The organism is Stenotrophomonas sp. UBA7606, from assembly GCF_002477705.1.
Lineage (GTDB): Bacteria > Pseudomonadota > Gammaproteobacteria > Xanthomonadales > Xanthomonadaceae > Stenotrophomonas.
The window spans coordinates 1-21,528 of the sequence record NZ_DLJW01000044.1; the positions used below are offsets into that span (position 1 = coordinate 1).

The following is a 21,528-nucleotide window of genomic DNA, read 5'->3' on the forward strand; positions in this document are numbered from 1 at the left end:
GCATGGCTCGACACTACCAAAAGCGATGGGTGCTTACTTGTTCGGCGCGAACGCCAGCGTGCGGCGGGTGGTGACCGGGCTGCTGATCGGCTCGAACTTCCAGCGGCGCACGGCATTGAGCGCTTCGCGGTCGAAGGTGCGGGCCGGGTTGGCGCGCAGCACACGGGCATCGGTGACCGAGCCGTCGGTGCCGACGGTCAATTCCACCAGCACCTCACCCGAGGTGCCCGAGCGCAGTGCGTCGGCCGGGTAACGCGGGGCCGGGGTGCTGACCGCCCGCAGGGTCGGCGCTGCGGCCGGCTTGGGTGCTGCCGCCTGCTGGGCAGCGGCGGCAGCAGCGCTGCGCTGCTCGGCTTCGCGGCGCGCCGAGGCCTGGCGTTCGGCTTCCAGGCGCTCGCTTTCCTTGCGGGCGGCTTCCTGCTTGGCGGCGAGCTGTTGGGCTGCGCTGGCTTCGGCGGCCTGCTGCTGGGCCAGGCGCTGCTGCTCGGCCTGCTGCTTGACCTTGTTTTCGGCGTCCTTCTTGGCCTTGTCGGCCTCTTCCACGGTGCGGCGCTCGGCCACCTGCATGCCGCCGGTCACGCCCTGCTTCAGGCGCGGCAGTGCCGGTGCGCTGGGGTCCACTTTTTCCAGCAGCGCGATCAGGCGCTGGGCTTCGGTGAAGTCCTCGCGGCCCAAGGCCTGCTCAGCGGCGATCAGGGTGTAGGGCTGCAGGTCGGTCAGCGCGCTCTTGATGGTGGCGTCGTCAGGCAGCTTGTCGCGCAGGGCGACGTAATACTCCAGTGCGTTGTCGCCGGCCGGGGCATACATGCGGTTCTCGCGCAGTGCCGCGCTGGCGGCGTCGCGCAGCTGGGTGGTGTCCATGCCCTGCACTTTTTCCGAAGCGGCCTTGTCGGCAGCAGCGGCAGCGGCCGGGGTGGCGGCAGGCGTGGTGGCGCCATCGGCAGCGGCCGGCGCGGTTTCATCCTTGCCCGAGCAGGCGGCCAGCGTGGCCAGCAGCAGGGCGGGCGCCAACAGGCGCAGCTTCGTGACGTGCGACATCAAACATCCCCTTGAATCGACGGACAGCGTGGACTGCATGGGCCCGGCAGGCGATGAGCGAAGGCACTCCCGATGCCTTGCCACCCAGCAATGAAGGGCGAATCTAGCATCGTGTGCCCGGTCTGCGGCAGTACCAGGGGGGGATCGGGCAAAAAGGTGATGGGCGTCACATGTTGTGACGCCCATCCGGTGGCACTCAGTGCGCGCCGCTGGCCGGCTTGGCGTGGCCGTTGGACATCAGCTTGTCGGTCCAGGCGATACCAATGGCCGACAGGATGAACACGCAGTGGATGATGGTCTGCCACATCACGCCATCGCTGGTGAACTTGGTGCACAGGTCGCCGGAGGCGATCAGCTCCTTGCTGCACAGCGGCAGGCCGACCTGGCTGGCTTCGATGAAGGTCTTGAGCAGGTGGATGGAGGAGATGCCGATGATCGCCATCGCCAGTTTCACCTTCAGCACCGACGCGTTGACGTGGCTCAGCCACTCCGGCTGGTCCGGGTGGCCCTGCAGGCGCAGGCGCGAGACGAAGGTTTCGTAGCCGCCGACGATCACCATCACCAGCAGGTTGGAGATCATCACCACGTCGATCAGGCCCAGCACGATCAGCATGATCTGCTGCTCGCTCCAGGTGAAGGCATGGGAGATCAGGTGCCACAGCTCCTTGCCGAACAGGAATACATACACGCATTGCGCGACGATCAGCCCCAGATACAGCGGCAGCTGCAGCCAGCGCGAGGCGAAGATCAGGGATGAGAGCGGGCTCAGCGGTTTGTACTCGGACATGAAAGGGATGCTGCGTTGCGGAAAGCGGGCAGGGTAATGGTCGATCCTGCACCTTGCCAAGCGCCGCCCCTAGGTACACTCGGTGTCAGTCCTGATGGAGGCGCATTCATGATTGACCTGTACTACTGGCCCACCCCCAACGGCCACAAGATCACCCTGTTCCTGGAGGAGGCGGGGCTGGACTACCGCCTGCACCCGGTCAATATCGGCAAGGGCGACCAGTTCCAGGCCGAATTCCTCGCCATTTCGCCCAACAACAAGATGCCGGCCATCGTCGACCACGCGCCGGCGGACGGGGGCGCGCCGCTGAGCGTGTTCGAGTCCGGCGCCATCCTGCTGTACCTGGCCGAGAAGACCGGCCAATTCATCCCCGCCGACCTGCGCGGCCGTGCCGCCACCCTGGAATGGTTGTTCTGGCAGATGGGCGGGCTGGGCCCGATGAGCGGGCAGATGGGGCATTTCAACGTGTATGCGCCCGAGCGCATCCCCTATGCGATCGAGCGCTATGACAGCGAGGTGCGGCGCCTGCACCGGGTGATGGACAAGCGTTTGTCCGAGTCGGCTTTCCTTGGCGGCGACGATTACGGCATCGCCGACATGGCCAGTTACCCGTGGATCGGCGCCTACGCCAAGCTGCCGGTGGACTTTGATGCCTTCCCGCACCTGCGCCGCTGGCACCAGGCCATCGCCGCCCGCCCGGCCACGCAGCGGGCGTACGCGCTGGGGCCGACGGTCAATCCGCAGGCCGGGCAGCCGCTCAGCGACGAGGAGAAGCGGCTGCTGTTCGGCAAGCGCGACTGACTGACGGCAGGGGCGACAAGGGTGGGGCTCGGCTAGGATGGCCTGATCCGTGCTGTCACCGACAGGTAACCCATGCGTCCCTTGTTCCTAGCCCTTGCCATGATCCTTGCCACCCCCGCCGTGCACGCTGAAAAGCTCACCCTCGAAGCCATCACCGGCAATGCGCCGCTGTCCGGCCCCACGTTGATGAAGCCCAAGGTGGCGCCGGACGGCTCGCGGGTGACCTTCCTGCGTGGCAAGGACAGCGACCGCAACCAGCTGGACCTGTGGGAATACGACATCGCCAGCGGCCAGACCCGGCTGCTGGTCGACTCCAAGGTGGTGCTGCCCGGCACCGAAACCCTGAGCGATGCCGAAAAGGCACGCCGCGAGCGCCAGCGCATCGCCGCCTTCAGCGGCATCGTTGATTACCAGTGGTCGCCGGATGCGAAGACCCTGCTGTTCCCGTTGGGGGGCGAGCTCTACCTGTATGACCTGGGCAAGCAGGGCCGCGATGCGGTGCGCAAGCTCACCAATGGCGAAGGCTTCAGCACCGACGCCAAGCTCTCGCCCAAGGGCGGCTTTGTCAGCTTCGTGCGCGAGCGCAACCTGTGGGTGATCGACCTGGCCAGCGGCAAGCAGCTGCAGCTGACCCGCGACGGCAGCGCCACCATCGGCAACGGTGTGGCCGAGTTTGTCGCCGACGAGGAAATGGACCGCCACACCGGTTACTGGTGGGCGCCGGACGATTCGGCCATTGCCTTCGCCCGTATCGACGAATCGCCGGTGCCGGTGCAGAAGCGCTATGAGATGTATGCCGACCGCGTGGAGATGATCGAACAGCGCTACCCGGCGGCTGGTGATCCGAACGTACTGGTCACCCTGGGGGTGATCGCCCCGCGCGCTGATGCGGCGGTCAACTGGGTGGACCTGGGCAAGCAGGCCGATATCTACCTGACCCGCGTCAACTGGCGCGACCCGCAGCACCTCACCTTCCAGCGCCAGAGCCGCGACCAGAAGACGCTGGAGCTGATCCAGGCCAACCTGGCCGATGGCCGCCAGCAGGTGCTGGTCACCGAGACCGGCAAGACCTGGGTGCCGCTGCACAACAGCCTGCGCTTCCTCAAGGATGGTCGCTTCCTGTGGTCGTCCGAGCGCAGCGGCTTCCAGCACCTGTACGTGTCCAGTGCCGATGGCCGCAGCCAGACCCCGCTGACCACCGGCAACTGGCCGGTGGACGAGCTGCTGGCGGTGGATGAAGACGCCGGCACCGTGTATTTCCGCGCCGGCGTGGAATCGCCGCTGCGCAGCGAGATCTACGCCGTGCCGCTGGCCGGTGGCAGCCCGAAGAAGCTCTCGCAGGCCCCGGGCATGCACAGCGCGGCGTTCGCCAACAACGCCAGCGTCTATGTGGATAGCTGGTCCAACAACACCACGCCGCCGCAGATCGAGCTGTTCCGCGCCAATGGCGAAAAGATCGCCACCCTGCTGGACAACAACCTGGCCGACCCCAAGCATCCGTATGCCAGGTACCGCGACGCACAGCGTCCGGTCGAATACGGCACGCTGACCGCTGCCGATGGCAAGACGCCGCTGAATTACAGCGTGATCAAGCCGGAAGGCTTCGATCCGGCAAAGAAGTACCCGGTGGCCGTCTACGTGTACGGCGGCCCGGCCTCGCAGACCGTGACCGACAGCTGGCCCGGCCGTGGCGATCACCTGTTCAACCAGTACCTGGCCCAGCACGGCTATGTGGTGTTCTCGCTGGACAACCGTGGCACCCCGCGCCGTGGCCGTGACTTTGGTGGTGCGCTGTACGGCGTGCAGGGCACGGTGGAAGTGGCCGACCAGCTCAACGGCGTGGAATGGCTGAAGGCGCAGCCGTGGGTGGATGGCAGCCGCATCGGCGTGCAGGGCTGGTCCAACGGCGGCTACATGACCCTGATGCTGCTGGCCAAGGCCTCGGACCAGTACGCCTGTGGCGTGGCCGGCGCACCGGTCACCGATTGGGGCCTGTACGACACCCACTACACCGAGCGCTACATGAACCTGCCGGCCGCCAATGTCGACGGCTACCGTGAGGCGCGCGTGCTCACCCATATCGACGGGCTGACCTCGCCGCTGCTGCTGATCCATGGCATGGCCGATGACAACGTGCTGTTTTCCAACTCGACCAGCCTGATGAGCGCGCTGCAGAAGCGTGGGCAGCCGTTCGAGCTGATGACCTACCCGGGGGCGAAGCATGGGCTGTCGGGTGTGGATGCCTTGCACCGCTACCGCATGGCCGAGAACTTCCTGGGGCGTTGCCTGAAGCCCTGAGGCGTGTTGCTGTTCTGATGTGTGGGTGAGGGGCTGCTGGTCAAAGCCAGAAGCACCCCTCCCCAACCCTCCCCTTGGCCTTCGGCCAAAGGGAGGGGGCTGAACTTCGCTCCCTCCCTTTCGCGCAGCGAAGGGGAGGGCTGGGGAGGGGTGAGCTTTCGCTCCGGCAATCCCCCAACACCCCCACTTCCTACCCTTGCCGCCCCAGCAATGACTGCGTACGGTCAGCCCATCCCTTATGGAGCTGCCCATGAAACCTCTCGTCCTTGCCGTCGCCCTGGCCCTGGCTGCCCCGCTGCCGCTCACCGCCGTTGCGGCACCGGCACCGGCCAAGACAGCACCGGCCGCACCGGCCTGGGTTGCCCACAGCAATGAACTGGCGCAGATCCTGCTGCAGGCTCAGGCACCGTTCCAGCCGGAGATGACCAGCTTCTTCGGCGTGCCGGGTTACGACGACAAGGTTGTCGACCTGGGCCCGGACAACAGCAACCGTTACCGCGCGGCGCTGGGCAAGGCGCGCGACCAGCTGCGCGAGAAGCTGCAGGTGGAGCGCGACCCCAATGTGCGCCAGGACCTGCAGATCCTGATCGCCGCGGCCGAGCGCAACATCGAGAGCAGCACCCTCAACGAACAGCACCTGATGCCATGGGTGGATGTGCCGCAGGCGGTGTTTGGCGGCATCAACGGCCTGCTCTCCGACCAGGTACCGGAAGCGCGCCGGGCCAAGGCCTTGGATCGCCTGAAGGCCTATCTGGGCCAGGCCCCGGGCACGCAGTCGCTGGCTACCCTGGCGCGCCAGCGCTACGAGGAAAAGAGCGGCACGCCCAACCTGCTGCAGCCGACCAGGATCGAGGTCGACCAGGCCCTGGCCAACGTCGACACCTACATCGCCGGCATCGGCAAGCTGTTCGCCAAGTACAGGATCGATGGTGCCGACGCGTCGCTGGCTGAGCTGTCCACGCAGATGAAGGACTACATCACCTGGACGCAGAAGGAGGTGCTGCCCAAGGCGCGTACCGACACCCGCCTGCCGGCCGAGTTGTACGCCTTCCAGCTCAAGGAAGTGGGCGTGGACATCGACCCGGCCCTGCTGATGCAGCGCGCCCAGCTGGAGTACATGGAAACCCGCGCGATGATGCGCCAGCTGGCGCCGCTGGTGGTGCAGGCCAAGGGCCTGAAGGTTGCCGACAACACCGACTATGCGGCGGTGATCCGCGCGCTGAAGCAGGACAAGATCGGCAACGACCAGCTGGAGTCGCATTACCGCGGCGTGATCGATGCAATCGACCCCATCATCCGCAAGCAGGGCATCGTTGACGTGCCGCAGCGCCCGCTGCAGATGCGCCTGGGCAGCGAGGCCGAAAGTGCCGCCTCACCGGCCCCGCATTACCTGCCGGCGCCGCTGGTCGGCAACACCGGCCAGCAGGGCACCTTCGTGCTGCCGCTGGGCAACCCGGCCTCGGGCGAGAAGGCGCAGTACGACGACTTCAACTTCGGCTCGGCGGCCTGGACGCTGAGCGCGCATGAAGGCCGCCCCGGCCACGACCTGCAGTTCGCGGCGATGGTGGAGCGCGGCATCTCGCTGGCGCGCACCCTGTTCGCCTTCAACTCGGTCAATGTCGAGGGCTGGGCGCTGTATGCCGAAGCCGAGATGGTGCCGTTCGAGCCGCTGGACGGGCAGATGATCGCCCTGCAGTTCCGCCTGCTGCGTGCGGCCCGCGCCATGCTCGACCCCGATGCTCAACCTCGGCCAGACCGACCGCGAACAGCGCCCGCCGGGTGCTGGTCGAGGGCGTGGGCCTGTCCGAGGCGATGGCCACCCAGGAACTGGACCGCTACACCGTGCGTTCGCCGGGCCAGGCCTGCAGCTACTTCTATGGCTATACCCGCATCCTGGAGCTGCGCATGCAGACCGAGCTGGCGTTGGGCGACAAGTTCGACCGGCTGGCGTTCAACAACTTCCTGCTCGACCAGGGCCTGCTGCCGCCGGACCAGTTGGCCGCAGCGGTCAACGAGGTCTTCATTCCGGCCCAGCGCCGCTAACAGCGGGCACTGCGGTTGCGCCCTCCCTTGCGCCGTCGGCGCAGGGGAGGGTCGGGGAGGGGGTGGCTTCTGGTCGCTACCGCGCGGGCGCTTACTTGCCCGCGCCCGGCGGTACCCAGATCGCCACGCCGGCGGCGCGTTTCTGCTGGGTGGGGATGCCCACGCTCAGGCCGCCGGCGGTATGGCGGCCAAAGCTGCCGGCCCCTACCGACATGCCCACCGGCGAGCCACCGGCACCCACGCCCATCAGGATCACGCCGTTGGCGCCCAGTGCGGCGGCTTCGCGCTTGAGCCGGGCAATGGCGGCATCGGTCTGGCCCTGGGTGCCAAAACCGACCGCGCTGGAGGATTCCAGCTGGGCGATTTCCACCGATCCGGCCGGCGGGGTGGAATAGATCTGCACGCTGGCCGGGTCCACTGGCGCGCGCGCCTGGCCCAGCATCACCTTGGAGGTGCTGGCACAGCCGCCGGTTACCAGGGCCAGGCCCAACGCTATGGCAAGCGGAAATTTCATGGTCGCACTCCCCGATCAGTGGGTATTTCAGGATGATCCGTCGCCCTCACTGAATCCGGCGACAATCCGGCCATAGGCAGGGCCGGGGTTCCCCGCTATCTTGGGCCTGGGTTTCTCAAGAGGGAATACGCATGGGCTTGATCAGTCTGATCTGGGGCATCGTTGCCCTGTTGTGGATGATGTTGGCGTTCATACCGTTGCTGGGCTGGGGCAACTGGTTCCTGATCCCGTTCGCGGCGGTCGGCGCGATCATCGCCGCCATCGGCCTGCTGTTCACCCATGAGGCCAAGCGCGGCCGCGCCAAGACCGGCCTGATCCTCAATGCCATCGTCATTATTGTCGGGGTGTTCCGCCTGAGCATCGGCGGCGGCTTCATCTGAGCCAATCTCCCGGCCCGGTGCGATACAGGCGGCAGGCGTAAAATAGAGGGGCTGGCCGGAAGCACTCCGGCGCCCCTTGCCCTGTTGCAGGCGTTCCCCGCCCATGATCATCCGCCCCCGACCCACTGGCTGGCAGCTGCTGTACATCCTGCGCGGCTCCATCGTGCCGGCCATCGCCCCCAAGGTGCTGGCGATCGGCGTGCTGGCGGTGCTGGTGGCGGCGTTCAACCGCAGCTGGCACCCGCTGGGGGGCAGCGGTCTGTCGGTGGTGCCGTTCACCCTGCTGGGCCTGGTGCTGTCGATCTTCCTGAGCTTCCGCAACAACGCCTGCCACGACCGCTGGTGGGAAGGCCGCAAGCTGTGGGGGCAACTGCTGATCGAATCGCGCGGTTTCGCCCGTGCGGCGGGTGCCCTGTTGGTTGCCGAACCACAGCTGCGCGAGCGTGGCACGCACCTGGTCATCGCGTTTGCCCACGCCTTGGCCGCGCGCCTGCGTGGGCACGACCAGGCCGCCGCCTGCGCCGCCTGGTTGCAGCCGGACCAGGAGGCGCTGCTGGCGCGACGCAATATTGCCGATGCCGTGCTGGACCAACTGGCCAGCGAACTGGCCGTGCCCCTGCGCGAAGGTCGCCTGGATCCCTATCTCTACGCGCAGTTCGACGCGCGCCTGCAGGGCATGGCCAGCGTACAGGCCGGCTGCGAGCGCATTGTCGGCACCCCGCTGCCGTTTGCCTACACCTTGCTGCTGCACCGCTGTGCCTGGCTGTTCTGCGTGTTGCTGCCGTTTGGCCTGGCCGGCGCACTGGGCTGGGCCACGCCGGTGGTATCGATGCTGCTGGCCTATGCCTTCTTCGGCCTGGACCAGCTCGGCGAGGAAATGGAAGACCCGTTCGGCACCGAACCCAATGACCTGCCGCTGGACGCCATGGTGCGTACCATCGAAATCGACCTGCTCGATGCAATGGGCCACAGCCCGCTGCCCGAGCCACTGCAGCCGCAGGGTTACCGGCTGCAGTAAGCCCCGTTTCCAGAATCAAGGAGTACCGCGATGATCCACCCCCATTACCGCCCGCGCCGCATGCGTCACGACGAGTTCTCACGCCGTCTGATGCGCGAAAACACGCTCACCAGCAACGACCTGATCTGGCCGGTGTTCGTGCACGAGCTGCAGGGCCGCGCGGCGGTGGCATCGATGCCGGGCGTGGATCGCATGTCCATCGATGAACTGCTGCGCGAGGCCGAACAGGCGCTGGAACTGGGCGTGCCGGTGATCGACCTGTTCCCGGTGATCGACCCCTCGCGCAAGTCGCTGGACGCGGCCGAGGCCTGGAACCCGGATGGCCTGGCGCAGCGTGCGGTACGCGCGCTGAAGCAGCGCTTCCCCGAGCTGGGGGTGATGACCGACGTGGCGTTGGACCCGTACACCACGCATGGCCAGGACGGCATCATCGACGACACCGGCTATGTGCTCAACGACATCACCGTCGAGGCGCTGGTCAAGCAATCGGTGTCGCATGCCGACGCCGGCGTGGACATCATCTCGCCCTCGGACATGATGGACGGCCGCATCGGCGCCATCCGCACCGCACTCGACGAGGCCCGCCATATCAACGCGCGCATCATGGCCTACTCGGCCAAGTACGCATCGGCCTTCTATGGCCCGTTCCGCGATGCGGTGGGCAGCTCGGGCAACCTGGGCAAGGCCGACAAGAAGACCTACCAGATGGATCCGGCCAACAGCGATGAGGCCATGCGCGAGATCGCGCTGGACCTGGACGAAGGCGCGGACATGGTGATGGTCAAGCCGGGCATGCCCTACCTGGACATCGTGCGCCGGGTGAAGACCGAGTTCGGCGTGCCGACCTTTGCGTACCACGTCAGTGGCGAGTACGCGATGCTGAAGGCGGCCGCCGCCAATGGTTGGCTGGACGAGCGCAAGTGCGTGATGGAGACCATGATCGGTTTCAAGCGTGCCGGTGCCGACGGCGTGCTGACCTATTACGCGCCGCAGATCGCGCGCTGGTTGAAGGAGGACTGAGATGAACGTGCCCGGTCTTGAGGCCTACAACTGGACGGTGTGGTTGATTGGCGTGGCGCTGTTCGCGCTGGTCATCGGCCTGGTGATCGCCGCCATCCTGCGCGCGCGCAAACGGCCGGTGCAGCTGCACTCGGCGGCCGAGCGGCTGCAGCGCGAGCAGGCACTGGGGGCTGAGGTTGAAACCCGCCTGCGCGAGCTGGAGCAGCGCAGGCAGGGCGGCCAGATTGGTGAAGTGGAGTACGAAGCCCTGCGCGCCGCAGTGCTGGCGGCTGCGAAGGGCTGAGGGCGGCGCTGTAGAGGCCACCCTCCCCAACGCTCGCCTGCGCCTATGGCGCAAGGGAGGGAGCAAGGCAGCAAACCGAGAATCCCGCAGCGCCCATGACCTTCCCCTTTCCTTGCGCCACCGGCGCCGGGGAGGGCCGGGGAGGGTGGCTTTTCGCCCTGAGGTGGCGCATCCACCCTCAGCGGCAGGACGCATCCCCCTCAACCGCCGGAGCCTTCATCCGGTACAGGTCCAGGCCACCGGCGCGCGGCGCGCGCGCCTTGCCGCTGACCAGCAGTTCGCGGGGAGCGTTGTTGTCCAGCACGGCACCGCGGGTATCACTGTCGGCGCTGTTGAATGACAACCCCAGCAGCGTTGCTGCCTGCCATTGCCCCTGCCGGCAGTGCGACAGCCACAGCTGCGCGCCGCCACCGGCATTGGCGCGGGCAAACACCACGCCACGGCCGCCGCCGAGCCAGCTGCCATCCAGTTCGTCGCCGGCGCTGTTGATGCCGGCCAGCGGCGTCGGCGCGGCGAAGCCTGCGGCACCCGCACGTGCCTGCCACAGGTCCCAGCCGCCTGCGCCACCGCGGCGGTTGCTGGAGAACAACAGCCCGTCGTCCTCGGCCAGGGCCGGCGACCTTTCGTCTTGCCGGCCATTGACGGTGCTGCCCAGGTTTTCGGCGGCGCCCGGCTGGCCATCGGCGTCCAGTGCGGCACGGTAGAGATCAAAGCCGCCATGGCCACCGGGGCGGTTGGAGGCAAAGTACAGCCAGCGCCCATCGCTGCTGAGGAACGGATCCAGCTCGTCGGCGCTGCTGTTCAGTGCCAGCGGCTGCGGCTGTGTCCAGCGCTTGTCCTGCAGGCGGGCCTGCCACAGGTCCCAGCCACCGGCACCGCCCTCGCGGTTGCTGGCCCAGATGATGCGTTGGCCGTCGGCGCTGAGGGTGGCGCGCAGTTCGTCGGCGCGGGTGGACACCACCCCCATGCCTTCGATGCCGTATTCGGAAAGCGCCGAGGCGGCGGGGGTAAAGGGTAGACTCACGGTCAGCGCGAGCAGCAGCAATCGGGTCCGCATAAGGGTCCAGCAGGCAAGGTCGCGTCCAGTCTAGGTCAAGCAGAGGATCCCCATGAGCGTTCCACGCTACGCCGTTTTCGGCCAGCCCATTGCCCACTCGCAGTCGCCGCGCATCCAGTCCGCGTTCGGCAAGGCCCATGGCATCGAAGTGGATTACCGCGCCATCGATGCATCGCCAGAAGACTTCGCGGCGGCCCTGGAGGCCTTTGCCGCCGATGGCGGCGTGGGCGCCAACGTGACCTTGCCGCACAAGGAGGCAGCGTTCGCGCTGTGCACCACCACCACCTCGCGCGCGCAGCGCGCCGGTGCGGTCAACACGCTGCTGCGCAAGGGCGAGCGCTGGCACGGCGACAACACCGACGGCATCGGCCTGGTCCGTGACCTCACCGGCCGCCACGGCCTGGACCTGCGCGGCCGCCGCGTGCTGCTGCTCGGTGCCGGTGGCGCCGCCCGCGGCGTGGCACCGGCCCTGCTGGATGCCGGCATCCTGGAACTGATCGTGGTCAACCGTTCGCCCGAACGTGCCGATGCACTGGTCGACGCCATGAGCGAACCCGGCCGCGCCATTTCCGCCTATTGGGAAGCGTTGCGCGAGCAGGGCGATTTCGAGCTGATCATCAATGCCACCTCGGCCGCGCGCGGTGACAGCAACGGCTTCAACCTGCCGCTGTCGCTGGTCAACAGCATGACCACGGCAGTGGACCTGAACTACGGTGAGGCCTCGATCCCGTTCCTCGCCTGGGCGCGTGCGGCGGGCTGCCGCAACAGCTTCGATGGTTTGGGCATGCTGGTCGAGCAGGCGGCCGAGAGCTTCCAGCAGTGGCACGGCATGCGCCCGGAAACCGATGCCATCTATGCCGAACTGCGCGCAGGTGACGCGCTGTTGGTCACCGCGGACTGAGGCCGGCCCATGCAACCCATGGAATTGCTGACGACCCTGCTGGTTTCCATCGGCTACCGCTTGCCGATCCTGATTGGCTTGGGCGTTGCCTTGGTGATGCTGCTCGACACCCCGCGCGGCAAGGTGCGCAGCGTGGCCTTGTCCGCGTTGGGATTGCTGCTGGCCGTCACCCTGATTGGTGGCGTGCTGAGTGCCGTGCCCCTGCTGCTGATTGCAGGTGGCAATTACAGCAGCGTGGGTTCGATGAATACGCTGCTGAGTGCTGGCCATATTGCGCTGTCGCTGCTGGAAGCGGTCGGTTACATCATGCTGGCCTGGGCGCTGGTGCAGGCCTTGCGGCGGCCACAGGCTCCCGGTAAACCCTGAGCCCGCAACGCATTCGGTGAATGCGGGCGGGTATGGGAAAATGCCCGCCTTGATTGAGCTGCTGGCAGATTGGCGTGACGGAAAAAGTAGAAGCACCACGGACGCTGACCGAAGACCTGAAAACCGGCATCCGTGACGCCTACGCCAAACTGCAGGCGAACACCCCGGGCTTCAGCACGCGTCGCTCGCAGAGCCAGATGATCGGCGTGGTGTCGCGCGCGCTGGGCACTGGGGGCGTCGGTGTGGTGGAAGCACCTACCGGCGTCGGCAAGAGCCTGGGCTATCTCACTGCCGGCGTGCCGATCGCGCTGGCCAGCAAGAAAAAGCTGGTGATCAGCACCGGCACCGTGGCCCTGCAGTCGCAGCTGGTCGAGCGCGACATTCCCAACTTCCTCAAGTCCACCGGCCTGCAGGCCACCGTGGCGTTGGCCAAGGGCCGCACCCGCTACCTGTGCACGCGCAACGCCGCCGAAGCACAGGGCGAGGGCGTGCAGGAGGGCATGTTCGGTGACGACGTGCAGCTCTATGACCGGCCGTTGGCACCGATTGAAATGGACGTTGCCGAGAAGCTGACCAAGGCCTTCATCGAGGGTCGTTGGAACGGCGACCTGGACAACGCGCCGGAGAATGTCACGCCTACATTGCGCATGCGCATCACCACACCGGCCTCGGCCTGCGCCGGCCGCCGCTGCGCGTATTCGGCGCAATGCCCGGTGCTGCGTGCGCGTACCGAAGTGCGAGACGCGCAGATCATCGTCACCAACCATGCGCTGCTGTTGTCGGCGCTGTCCTTGGGCGACAGTGACAGTGGCCAGCCGCTGATCGCGCCGCCGGGCGAGATGCTGCTGGTGCTGGACGAAGGCCACCACATCGGCAACGTCGCCATCGACCAGGGCGCGGCCAACCTGCCGCTGGATGACATGGCCAAGCGCACCGGCCGCCTGCAGATCCTCATTGCCGGCGCCTACCGCGCGGTGGACAAGGACAAGATCGGCAACCTGCTGCCAAATGAGGCCATCGATGTGGCCTCGCGCGTGAGCAAGCTGCTGAAGGCGTTCCGCGACGACATCGGCAACGTCTGGATTCCGCAGCCTGACGAGCGCGAGCCGATGTGGCGCGCTGCCAATGGCCGCCTGCCCGAATCCTGGCGCCAGCCGATCGAAGTGCTGGCCGATGAAACCCGCACCCTGCTCAACTGGGCAACGGCGGCGGCTTCGGCGGTGGCCAAGGGCAAGCAGGATGATCCGGCGGTCGAACGCCTGCAGCGCAACCTGGGCATGGCCCAGGAAATGGTCGAGCAGCAATACAACCTGTGGGCCGGTTGGCGCCGCGAGGACAAGGAAGGGCAGCCGCCGATCGCGCGCTGGGTGACCATGTCGCGCGATGGCGACTACATCCTGCATTGCTCGCCGGTATCGGCGGCGATGGTGCTGCGCAAGCTGCTGTGGGACGAAGTGGACTCGGTGGTGATGACCTCGGCGACGCTGACCGGCGGCGGTGATTTCCAGTCATTGGCGATCGACAACGGCATTCCCGAGGAAGCGGAGATGGTGTCGCTGGCCTCGCCGTTCGACCTGCCCAACCAGGCCGAGCTGATCGTGCCGCAGTTCCCGGTGACGCCGGATGACCGCGAGCGTCATCCCAAGGAGGTGGCCAAGTACCTGGTGGCCGAGTTGGATTGGGACAAGGGCAGCATGGTGTTGTTCACCTCGCGCTGGAAGATGGAGAAGGTGGCCGAGCTGATGCCGGCCTCGCTGCGCAAGAAGATCCTGGTGCAGGGCGACGGCGCCAAGCAGAAGATGATCGACGAGCACATCAAGCGCACGTCGGCGGGCGAGGGCTCGGTGCTGTTTGGCCTGAACTCGTTTGGCGAAGGCCTGGACCTGCCGGGCGAGGCCTGCACCACGGTGGTGATCACCCAGGTGCCGTTCGCCGTGCCGACCGATCCACAGACCTCGACCTTGAGCGAGTGGTTCGAGAGCCGCGGCTTGAACTCGTTCAACCTGATCGCGATCCCGCATGCGTTGCGCACCTTGACCCAGTTTTCGGGGCGCTTGATCCGTACTTCAACCGATACCGGGCGGGTGATCATCCTGGATTCGCGCCTGCTGACGCGCCGGTATGGCAAGCGCATCATTGATTCGCTGCCGCCGTTCAAGCGGGTGATTGGTTGAGGTAGGAGGCTTGCCTCCAATTCCTTTCCCCTCTCCCCAACCCCCGCTCCGCGCCCCAGCCCTTGCGCCAGCGCAAGGTCGTTCAAGGTGCCACGAACCTTCGGTTCGTCAGCCGGTCCCTTTCACCCCGCAAGGGGAGAGGGGCTTTGAAGCACTGCGAGCGCGAGCAGTGCTAGTAACTGCAGCTGTAGCCCCTCTCCCCTTGCGGGAGAGGGGTTGGGGAGAGGGGGAAAGCTCTTCGCTGGAACATCCCCGTTCCAACTCGTAAAGTTCGCCACCTCCCACTATTCCAGGCTGCCATGGCTACCCCTCCCGCAACTTTCCCTTGGGCACAGCAGCTGCAGCGATTGCAGCAGCGCGATGGCGCACTGGCGCTGTTGGGGACGCACGCGATGTTCATCGCCGATGGCGATGCACTGACTGCCGCAGGTTCGGCGCTGGAACAGCTGTTGTTGGCTGGTGAGACTCAGCTCAAGACAGACAACGACGTGAGCCTGGTCGCCGACGAGCTGCGCCGCTACCAGAAGTTCGCGCCGCCGGGCCGGCCGTCGGTGCAGATCGTGCAGCTGCGGCGGCAGCAGTCGACGGTGCAGCAGGCGCAGCGTATCGCGCGTCAGACGTTCATTCGAAACGCCGATGGTTTTGCGCGTGCAATTGCTTTGGACGTGCCGCAAAAGCTGGGTGTAGTTGAAACAGTGATGCGCTGGCTACGCGCAAACCTCGCATAACACCGCTTCGCCCCCTCCTTTTCTTAGAGCCGTTTAACCCCCTCCCTTGCGCGAAGCGCAGGGGAGGGCCGGGGAGGGGTAGCCTTTGCAGTTGCAGTTGCAGTTGCAGTTGCAGTTGCAGTTGCCCTTGCTTCAGCTCCGGCCTTTGACCTACCGGCCCCCTTCCGCAGCGACGGAGCCAGTGGGAAGAACCCGAAGGGCGACGTGCATGGATGCACGTCGTTTTTCGCCACGACAGGGACGTCGTGGCGAAAAATCCCGCTGCCGGAGTGGACCCGCGTCGCGCAGCGGCGTGGGCGCGGAGGCAGGGTGTGCTTGACCAGCCACTCGGCTGTTGAAAAGCACCTCTTTTGGTTATCTTTTCTTTGCACAAGCAAAGAAAAGTAACTCGCTCCCCGAAGGGGAGAGAAAGCCCTGGCTTCAGCTGTTGCTGCCAAAGCCAAAGCCAAAGCCAGTGCCAGTGCCAGTGCAGAGCTTTCGCCCGCCTTCGGCGCGCGAGCGCACCTTGACCAGCCATTCGGCTGTTGAAAGGCTCTTCTTTGCTTGTGCAAAGAAAGGTGGCCCAAAGAGGCGCCTTTTCAACAGCCGAATGGCTGGTCAAGCACACCCTGCCTACGCGCCTTCCGCGCGACGCGCTCCAGGTCCACTCCGCTGCCGGGATTTTTCGACGATACATCCTTGTATCGTCGAAAAACGACGTGCGTCCTGCACGTCGCCCCGTGCGGGGTCTTGTCCGTCAGCTCCGTCGCTGCGGAAGGGGCCCGGTAGAGCAAAGGCGGAGGCAACTGCAAAGACAACTGCAACTGCAACTGCAAAGGCAAAGGCAAAGGCAAAGGCTACCCCTCCCCAGCCCTCCCCTTGCCTGCGGCAAAGGGAGGGGGCTCGAGCAACAGCAACAGCGGCGGCTGCTAGTGCTGGGTTAGTGCCACAGGCCGAGGATCAGCCCGAACAGCACGAACTGTACGGTGTGGTAACCACCATCAATCGCCCACAACTTTCCGCTGCGCTGGGCAAACTCGTAGTTGATGCCGAAGCTGGCCGCGACCATGCCGAAACCGGCCACCAGACCGCATAGCAAGGCCTTGCGCAGCTCCGGCTGCGGGCCAACAAACCAGGCAAAGGCGAACGCCGCCACCAGCGAGAACACAAAGGCCACACCGAAGACCTTGCCTGGGTGCCCCTGCGGTACTTCGCCGCCGTTCTCACGGTTCCAGGCACGGCCAAACAGGATGGGGGAGTACCACAAGCCGCCCAGCAGGAAGCTCGATACAGCGGCCAACAGCACGGCATAGACGTTCATGCATTTCCCCTGGGAGTGAGCGATGCCGCATCCTAGCGCTGCCGGGTGCGCTTGCGTAGCCGCCACGACAAAGAAGACCGGCGGGTTTCCCCGCCGGCCTCCTACCTCGCACACTCTGCAATGACGCGGCTCAGGCCTCCAACGCCGCGGCCGGGCCAAAGAACTCGTAACGGCTCTGCGCTTCCGGCACCCCTACGTCACGCAGCAGCTTCTTCACCTGCGCCATGAACGGCTTCGGACCGAGGAAGTAGGCGTCGACGTCGCGCTCGGCGGGCAACCACTGCTCCAGCAGTTCGCGGTTGAGGAAGCCTTCGGCATCAGCGGCATCGCCCGGCAGCGCCTCGCTGTAGCAGGTGTAGCTGCGCAACTGCGGATGCTGCTTCTGCTGGTCGGCGATGAACTCGCGGAAGGCATGCACCTGGCCATTGCGGGCGCAATGAATGAAATGTACCTGGCGACCGCTGGCCAGCGCCTGCTCCAGCATCGGCAAGGTGGGGGTGATGCCGACGCCACCGCTGATGAAGGCAACCGGGCGCTCACTGGCAACCAGGGTGAAATCACCGGCCGGGGCAAACAGTTCCAGTGTGTCGCCTACCTGCACCTTGTCGTGCAGATGGTTGGATACCTTGCCGTTGCCTTCGCGCTTGACGCTGATGCGGTAACCGACGCCGTTGGCTGCACGCGACAGGGAATAGTTGCGGCGGGTTTCCTCTCCGTCGAGTTCCAGCTTCATGCCGATGTACTGGCCGGGCTTGAAGTCCACCACCGCACCACCGTCAACCGGAACCAGGTGGAAGGAGGTGATTTCCGCACTCTCGGGCACCTTCTCGGCAACGCGGAACGTGCGGGCGCCACGCCAGCCGCCCGGGGCCTTCTCATTGGCTGCGTAGACTTCTTCCTCGGCACCGATCAACAGGTCGGCCAGCATCTGGTAGGCCGCGCCCCAGGCGTCGATGATCTCGTCGGTGGCCACGTCCGGGCCCAGTACTTCGCGGATCGAGGCCAGCAGATGGTGGCCGACGATCGGGTAGTGCTCCGGCAGGATCTGCAGGGCAACGTGCTTGTTGACGATCTGCCCCACCAGCGGACCCAGCGCTTCCAGGCGGTCGATGTGCTTGGCGTACATCAGCACCGAGTTGGCCAGCGCACGCGGTTGGTCGCCACTGCTCTGGTGCGAGGGGTTGAACAGCGGGCGTGCGACGTCGCTCTGGCTCAGCATCCGGGCATAGAAGTGCTTGGTCAGCGCCTCGCCGCCGGTTTCCAGCAACGGCACGGTGGCTTTGATCAGGTCGCGTTGGGTGGGGCTGAGCATGGTGCGAGGTTTCCTGCTTTGGGGGTGCCCCCATGTTCCTCGCACCGCACCGCTCCCCTCGATGACTTAAATCAAGCAATCGAGAATTTGCTGCACCAGACCACGCTCGGCAAGGGCCTTACCGGCACAGCCGATGCAGTGCCGAGCCATGCTCGGCAAGGGGCCTTACCGATACAGCCAATGCAGTGCCGAGCAATGCTCGGCAAGGGCCGTACCGGTGTAGCAGCAAGACAGGTCAGTCCGCCTCGGGGCGGTTCAGCGCCGCCGTCATCGCCGCGGCGTCCTCGCGTGACAGGAACAGGTATTCCAGCTCGGCCCCACCGAACTTGTCTTCCAGCTCCTGCTGGCGCACCGGGTGGCTGCCAAAGCGGTAGTGGGTGCCATCGTCGGTATCGATCACGTATACGCCGAACGAGGGGGGATTGGTGAGCGTGCCTTCCAGCTTGACGGAGGCCGGGTCGATGGCGCGCTGGATGAGGTCTTCAAGGTCGATCATGGCGTAACGGTAGGGCTATGGGGGGTGTTTGGTGGGAAGTGAAAAGCCTGTCGCCTTTGGCGTCAATGCTTCTCATGTTTCCAGTTGCGGTGCTTGCCATCGGACAACCACGCGATGGACTGTTCGATACGTTGGTTGCGGGTACTGTCGCGCTTGGCGTCGCCAATCCACTCCAGGTAATCGCGCTGGTAACCCGGGGCAAATGCCTGGAAATGCGCCTTGGCCGCTGGCGCGGCATCCAGTGCCAGGGCAAAGGCAGGCGGCATCGGCAGGGCGGCCCGTGGTGCCCGTCTGGGCGCCTTGGTGCCACTGTCGATGCGCTGCATGCTCTGGCGCAGCTGGCTGGCGAACTCACGCTTGCCGGGCAGGTCCTTGAGCGTGCACAGGCGGCCGTACTGGCCCATGGCCTCGTCGTTGCCGGCCGCGCCATCGCGCTGCCAGAAGCCCAGCGTGGCATGGGCCTTGAACGCGGCCATGCCGCACAGCAACTTGCCCTGGTACAGGAAGGCCGGCATGTCCCATTTGATGGCCTCCTCGGCCTGCGCACAGCCGTCGTGCACACGCTGGCGGATCTCGCGCAGGATGGGCTGGGCGAAAGCGGCGGCGTTGGCGATGTAGGCGTCTACGCGGGGGTCTGGTGTGGGCATGGCTGGCCTCGGATGGGCGCAGCCTGCCGTTAGTTTCGCGTTAAAACAAGCCCGTCATGGTCGTAGACGGGCCAACAGCCTGTTCCGGCATGGTCAGGCCCGGCGCGCGCCGCGGGCCAGGCCGCTGCACAGCGCGATGAACGCGGTGAAAGCGGCCATCGACAGGAACTGCAGGCGGGTCTCCGGGGTGCTCAGCAGCAATACGAAGATCAGCCCCAGGATCGCCAGCGCCAGCACCGTCAGGTAGGGGAAGCCGGCCATGCGGAACGGCAACGGCGTGCCCAGGCGCTCGGCGCGGCGGCGCAGGATCAGCTGCGAAACCAGGGTGATGGTCCACACCAGCAGGCAGGTGGAGCCGACCACGTTGAGCAGCACTGGCAGCACCTTGTCCGGAAACACCAGCTCCAGCACGGTGGCGGCAAAGCCGAACAGCACACTGGCCAACACCGCCAGCACCGGCACCTGGCGGGTATTGGTCAGGCCCAGCCAGCGCGGGGCCTCGCCCCGTTCAGCCAACGAATAGATCATCCGCGAGGCACCGTACAGGTTGGCGTTCAACGCCGACAGCAGGGCGATCACCGCGATCAGGGTGATGGCGGTGGCCGCGCCGGGGATGTTGGCCACCTGCAGCACGGCGGCGAACGGCGATTTGAGGGTGGGGCTGTTCCACGGCACCACGGCGATGATCACGCCGATCGAGCCGATGTAGAACACCAGGATGCGCCAGGCCACGGTACGGATGGCACGGGCCAAGCTGCGCTCGGGGTCCTGGGTTTCGGCCGCGGCCACGGCCACGATCTCGGTGCCGCCAAAGGCGAAGATCACCACCAGCAGCGCCGCGCCGATGCCGGCCAGGCCCTTGGGCATGAAACCGTCATGGCCGGTGATGTTGGCCAGACCGGGCGAAGGCACGTTCGGCAGCAGGCCCAGCAGCAGCGCGATGCCGATCAGGATGAAGGCGATGATGGCGCCGACCTTGAGGATGGCGAACCAGAACTCGAACTCGCCGTAATTGCGCACGCCCAGCAGGTTGATGGCGGTGAACACCACCATGAATGCCAGCGAGGTCAGCGGTACCGACAATTGCGGCCAGACTGTACTGAGCAGGCCGGCCGCGCCGACCGACTCGGCGGCGATCACCACCACCAGCTGCGCCCACCACAACCAGCCGACGGTGGCGCCGGCAGTGGCACCCAGGGCATCAGCGGCATAGACCGAGAACGCGCCGCTGGCGGGCCGCGCCGCGGCCATCTCGCCCATGGCGTGCATCATGATGATGACCAGGGTGCCGGCCACCAGGTAGGAGATCAGTACCGCCGGGCCTGCGGCCTGGATGCCCACGCCCGAGCCCAGGAACAGGCCGGCGCCAATGGCGCTGCCCAGCCCCATCATGATCAGCTGGCGCGGCTTGAGCGCGCGTTCCAGTTTCTGCGAAGGGGCGGTGGCCGGGGCGGGAGACGTGCTGGGCATCGGCGGGTTCTAGGACAAGAAGAGGGCGACACGATACCGCGTCCGCCCATTGCAGTGGCTGTGCCGTTGGTGGGGATTGGCATGCTGCCGGTACGATGGAGGTCCCGGCGCGCATGTGCGCCTGCAGCAACGGGTGCGCGGATGCGTGGTCTGGATTTCAGTTCCTGGCAGGGCCTGCTGTCGACGCTGGTGGGCCTGGCGATCATCACCCTGATCGGCGTCGGCATCCGCTTGCTGGTGATGCAGGCGGTGCAGCAGAAGCGCGAAGCCGCCAATCGCCAGATCAACGAACGGCTGAAAACCCTGATTGCGGCCTACAAGACCTTGGGTGGTTCCTTTACCGGCGATCTCAGCGTTGACCCGAGCCACCTGCGCGATCTGCGCCGACGTGCTGCCGAACTGGCACAGGGACAGGCAATCGCTACCGCCGAGGGCACGCTGTTGTTGCCGCCCCCGGATCCGGGCGAGGCGGGTGAGCGGGCGCGGCGTATCCGCGACGCGGTGGAGGCGGCGCTGTCGGATGTGATCCTGCTGGGCACCGAGGAGCAGGTGCGGCTGGCCGCGCGCGCTGCCACCGATATGGTCGAGGGCCGGCCGATCCATACCGCCGAGCTGGTGGTGTCGCTGCGCGACTTCGTCCGCAGCGTGCTGGACCTGGAGGTGATACCGGCTGCCCTCGCCATTCCCCGGCAAGGTCCGTTGCGCCCGGCGGGCAGCGGTGGCGGCAACAAGGGTGCGGGCAAAGGTGCCGACAAGGAGGCCGCTGGTGGCGGCAAAGGCGGTGCCGGTGGTGGTGGCATGGGCGGGATGGGTGCCGGCATGGGCATGGGTGCCGGGCTGGGGTACGGCGCAGGGCGCGGTGGTGAGGATGACCCGGAGCGCGGCGCCTGAGGCC

The 21,528-nt window shown here is 66.3% G+C and carries 20 protein-coding genes and 1 pseudogene; 12 read left to right on the top strand and 9 right to left on the bottom strand.

The window, feature by feature from the left end; genetic code table 11:
• Positions 1 to 33: 33 nt before the first annotated feature.
• On the bottom strand, positions 34 to 1,038 hold the full coding sequence (locus B2527_RS06165; RefSeq protein WP_293706653.1) for an energy transducer TonB: 1,005 nt from the start codon (positions 1,036 to 1,038) through the stop codon (positions 34 to 36).
• A gap of 196 nt (positions 1,039 to 1,234) precedes the next feature.
• The gene (locus tag B2527_RS06170) at positions 1,235 to 1,825 is read right to left on the bottom strand and encodes a TIGR00645 family protein (protein ID WP_293706654.1); all 591 of its coding nucleotides are present in this window, start codon (positions 1,823 to 1,825) and stop codon (positions 1,235 to 1,237) included.
• A 108-nt stretch (positions 1,826 to 1,933) separates the two neighbouring features.
• On the opposite strand from B2527_RS06170, the gene B2527_RS06175 reads away from it, so the two are divergent.
• The 3 genes and pseudogenes from B2527_RS06175 (at position 1,934) to B2527_RS06185 (ending at position 6,967) form a co-directional block, all read left to right on the top strand.
• Positions 1,934 to 2,626: a glutathione binding-like protein gene (locus tag B2527_RS06175; RefSeq protein WP_293706655.1), complete on the top strand. Its 693-nt coding sequence runs from the start codon at positions 1,934 to 1,936 to the stop codon at positions 2,624 to 2,626.
• A gap of 72 nt (positions 2,627 to 2,698) precedes the next feature.
• Positions 2,699 to 4,924, top strand: coding sequence for a S9 family peptidase (locus tag B2527_RS06180; protein WP_293706656.1), 2,226 nt, complete (start codon positions 2,699 to 2,701; stop codon positions 4,922 to 4,924).
• A gap of 250 nt (positions 4,925 to 5,174) precedes the next feature.
• Positions 5,175 to 6,967, top strand: a pseudogene (locus B2527_RS06185) (DUF885 domain-containing protein).
• A 91-nt stretch (positions 6,968 to 7,058) separates the two neighbouring features.
• Here the strand turns inward: B2527_RS06185 and B2527_RS06190 are convergent.
• Entirely contained in the window at positions 7,059 to 7,481 is a 423-nt protein-coding gene (locus tag B2527_RS06190; protein ID WP_293706657.1) for a hypothetical protein, read from the bottom strand.
• Positions 7,482 to 7,612: 131 nt separating this feature from the next.
• Here B2527_RS06190 and B2527_RS06195 point away from each other — a divergent pair, with 131 nt between their 5' ends.
• From B2527_RS06195 to B2527_RS06210, 4 genes are all read left to right on the top strand, one after another.
• On the top strand, positions 7,613 to 7,861 hold the full coding sequence (locus B2527_RS06195) for a hypothetical protein (RefSeq protein ID WP_293706658.1): 249 nt from the start codon (positions 7,613 to 7,615) through the stop codon (positions 7,859 to 7,861).
• 103 nt (positions 7,862 to 7,964) lie between these two features.
• A complete protein-coding gene (locus B2527_RS06200; RefSeq protein ID WP_293706659.1) occupies positions 7,965 to 8,879 on the top strand; it encodes a bestrophin family protein in 915 nt (304 codons plus the stop codon).
• A 30-nt stretch (positions 8,880 to 8,909) separates the two neighbouring features.
• Positions 8,910 to 9,899 carry a porphobilinogen synthase gene (gene hemB / locus B2527_RS06205; RefSeq protein WP_293706660.1) on the top strand — a complete coding sequence of 330 codons (990 nt, stop codon included), beginning with the start codon at positions 8,910 to 8,912 and terminating at the stop codon, positions 9,897 to 9,899.
• A gap of 1 nt (position 9,900) precedes the next feature.
• Complete coding sequence (locus B2527_RS06210; RefSeq protein WP_293706661.1) at positions 9,901 to 10,182, top strand: SHOCT domain-containing protein; 282 nt, start codon at positions 9,901 to 9,903, stop codon at positions 10,180 to 10,182.
• A 178-nt stretch (positions 10,183 to 10,360) separates the two neighbouring features.
• On the opposite strand, the gene B2527_RS06215 is transcribed toward B2527_RS06210, so the two are convergent.
• Positions 10,361 to 11,239 carry a TolB family protein gene (locus tag B2527_RS06215; protein ID WP_293706662.1) on the bottom strand — a complete coding sequence of 293 codons (879 nt, stop codon included), beginning with the start codon at positions 11,237 to 11,239 and terminating at the stop codon, positions 10,361 to 10,363.
• 52 nt (positions 11,240 to 11,291) lie between these two features.
• Here B2527_RS06215 and aroE point away from each other — a divergent pair, with 52 nt between their 5' ends.
• The 4 genes from aroE to B2527_RS06235 all read left to right on the top strand — a co-directional run bounded on the left by aroE (position 11,292) and on the right by B2527_RS06235 (position 15,408).
• Positions 11,292 to 12,140, top strand: coding sequence for a shikimate dehydrogenase (gene aroE / locus B2527_RS06220; protein ID WP_293706663.1), 849 nt, complete (start codon positions 11,292 to 11,294; stop codon positions 12,138 to 12,140).
• Between the two features lie 18 nt (positions 12,141 to 12,158).
• Positions 12,159 to 12,506, top strand: a complete 348-nt coding sequence (locus B2527_RS06225; protein WP_293706664.1) for a hypothetical protein — start codon at positions 12,159 to 12,161, stop codon at positions 12,504 to 12,506.
• A 74-nt stretch (positions 12,507 to 12,580) separates the two neighbouring features.
• Positions 12,581 to 14,680: an ATP-dependent DNA helicase DinG gene (gene dinG / locus B2527_RS06230; protein ID WP_293706665.1), complete on the top strand. Its 2,100-nt coding sequence runs from the start codon at positions 12,581 to 12,583 to the stop codon at positions 14,678 to 14,680.
• A gap of 347 nt (positions 14,681 to 15,027) precedes the next feature.
• Positions 15,028 to 15,408 carry a hypothetical protein gene (locus tag B2527_RS06235; protein ID WP_293706666.1) on the top strand — a complete coding sequence of 127 codons (381 nt, stop codon included), beginning with the start codon at positions 15,028 to 15,030 and terminating at the stop codon, positions 15,406 to 15,408.
• A 919-nt stretch (positions 15,409 to 16,327) separates the two neighbouring features.
• On the opposite strand, the gene B2527_RS06240 is transcribed toward B2527_RS06235, so the two are convergent.
• The 5 genes from B2527_RS06240 to B2527_RS06260 all read right to left on the bottom strand — a co-directional run bounded on the left by B2527_RS06240 (position 16,328) and on the right by B2527_RS06260 (position 20,633).
• Positions 16,328 to 16,708: a DUF1761 domain-containing protein gene (locus B2527_RS06240; protein ID WP_293706667.1), complete on the bottom strand. Its 381-nt coding sequence runs from the start codon at positions 16,706 to 16,708 to the stop codon at positions 16,328 to 16,330.
• A gap of 130 nt (positions 16,709 to 16,838) precedes the next feature.
• Positions 16,839 to 18,020, bottom strand: a complete 1,182-nt coding sequence (gene hmpA, locus B2527_RS06245; RefSeq protein ID WP_293706668.1) for an NO-inducible flavohemoprotein — start codon at positions 18,018 to 18,020, stop codon at positions 16,839 to 16,841.
• A gap of 235 nt (positions 18,021 to 18,255) precedes the next feature.
• On the bottom strand, positions 18,256 to 18,516 hold the full coding sequence (locus B2527_RS06250; RefSeq protein WP_293706669.1) for a hypothetical protein: 261 nt from the start codon (positions 18,514 to 18,516) through the stop codon (positions 18,256 to 18,258).
• Between the two features lie 62 nt (positions 18,517 to 18,578).
• The gene (locus tag B2527_RS06255; protein WP_293706670.1) at positions 18,579 to 19,163 is read right to left on the bottom strand and encodes a YdeI/OmpD-associated family protein; all 585 of its coding nucleotides are present in this window, start codon (positions 19,161 to 19,163) and stop codon (positions 18,579 to 18,581) included.
• A 93-nt stretch (positions 19,164 to 19,256) separates the two neighbouring features.
• Positions 19,257 to 20,633, bottom strand: coding sequence for an amino acid permease (locus tag B2527_RS06260; RefSeq protein WP_293706671.1), 1,377 nt, complete (start codon positions 20,631 to 20,633; stop codon positions 19,257 to 19,259).
• A 141-nt stretch (positions 20,634 to 20,774) separates the two neighbouring features.
• Between B2527_RS06260 and B2527_RS06265 the strand changes: the two genes are divergently transcribed.
• Complete coding sequence (locus B2527_RS06265) at positions 20,775 to 21,524, top strand: hypothetical protein (RefSeq protein ID WP_293706672.1); 750 nt, start codon at positions 20,775 to 20,777, stop codon at positions 21,522 to 21,524.
• Positions 21,525 to 21,528 lie beyond the last annotated feature (4 nt).

Coding starts and splice junctions, on each gene's coding strand:
- B2527_RS06165 (WP_293706653.1), bottom strand. CDS start 1,038: ATGTCGCACGTCACGAAGCTGCGCCTGTTGGCGCCCGCCCTGCTGCTG.
- B2527_RS06170 (WP_293706654.1), bottom strand. CDS start 1,825: ATGTCCGAGTACAAACCGCTGAGCCCGCTCTCATCCCTGATCTTCGCC.
- B2527_RS06175 (WP_293706655.1), top strand. CDS start 1,934: ATGATTGACCTGTACTACTGGCCCACCCCCAACGGCCACAAGATCACC.
- B2527_RS06180 (WP_293706656.1), top strand. CDS start 2,699: ATGCGTCCCTTGTTCCTAGCCCTTGCCATGATCCTTGCCACCCCCGCC.
- B2527_RS06190 (WP_293706657.1), bottom strand. CDS start 7,481: ATGAAATTTCCGCTTGCCATAGCGTTGGGCCTGGCCCTGGTAACCGGC.
- B2527_RS06195 (WP_293706658.1), top strand. CDS start 7,613: ATGGGCTTGATCAGTCTGATCTGGGGCATCGTTGCCCTGTTGTGGATG.
- B2527_RS06200 (WP_293706659.1), top strand. CDS start 7,965: ATGATCATCCGCCCCCGACCCACTGGCTGGCAGCTGCTGTACATCCTG.
- hemB (WP_293706660.1), top strand. CDS start 8,910: ATGATCCACCCCCATTACCGCCCGCGCCGCATGCGTCACGACGAGTTC.
- B2527_RS06210 (WP_293706661.1), top strand. CDS start 9,901: ATGAACGTGCCCGGTCTTGAGGCCTACAACTGGACGGTGTGGTTGATT.
- B2527_RS06215 (WP_293706662.1), bottom strand. CDS start 11,239: ATGCGGACCCGATTGCTGCTGCTCGCGCTGACCGTGAGTCTACCCTTT.
- aroE (WP_293706663.1), top strand. CDS start 11,292: ATGAGCGTTCCACGCTACGCCGTTTTCGGCCAGCCCATTGCCCACTCG.
- B2527_RS06225 (WP_293706664.1), top strand. CDS start 12,159: ATGGAATTGCTGACGACCCTGCTGGTTTCCATCGGCTACCGCTTGCCG.
- B2527_RS06240 (WP_293706667.1), bottom strand. CDS start 16,708: ATGAACGTCTATGCCGTGCTGTTGGCCGCTGTATCGAGCTTCCTGCTG.
- hmpA (WP_293706668.1), bottom strand. CDS start 18,020: ATGCTCAGCCCCACCCAACGCGACCTGATCAAAGCCACCGTGCCGTTG.
- B2527_RS06250 (WP_293706669.1), bottom strand. CDS start 18,516: ATGATCGACCTTGAAGACCTCATCCAGCGCGCCATCGACCCGGCCTCC.
- B2527_RS06255 (WP_293706670.1), bottom strand. CDS start 19,163: ATGCCCACACCAGACCCCCGCGTAGACGCCTACATCGCCAACGCCGCC.
- B2527_RS06260 (WP_293706671.1), bottom strand. CDS start 20,633: ATGCCCAGCACGTCTCCCGCCCCGGCCACCGCCCCTTCGCAGAAACTG.
- B2527_RS06265 (WP_293706672.1), top strand. CDS start 20,775: ATGCGTGGTCTGGATTTCAGTTCCTGGCAGGGCCTGCTGTCGACGCTG.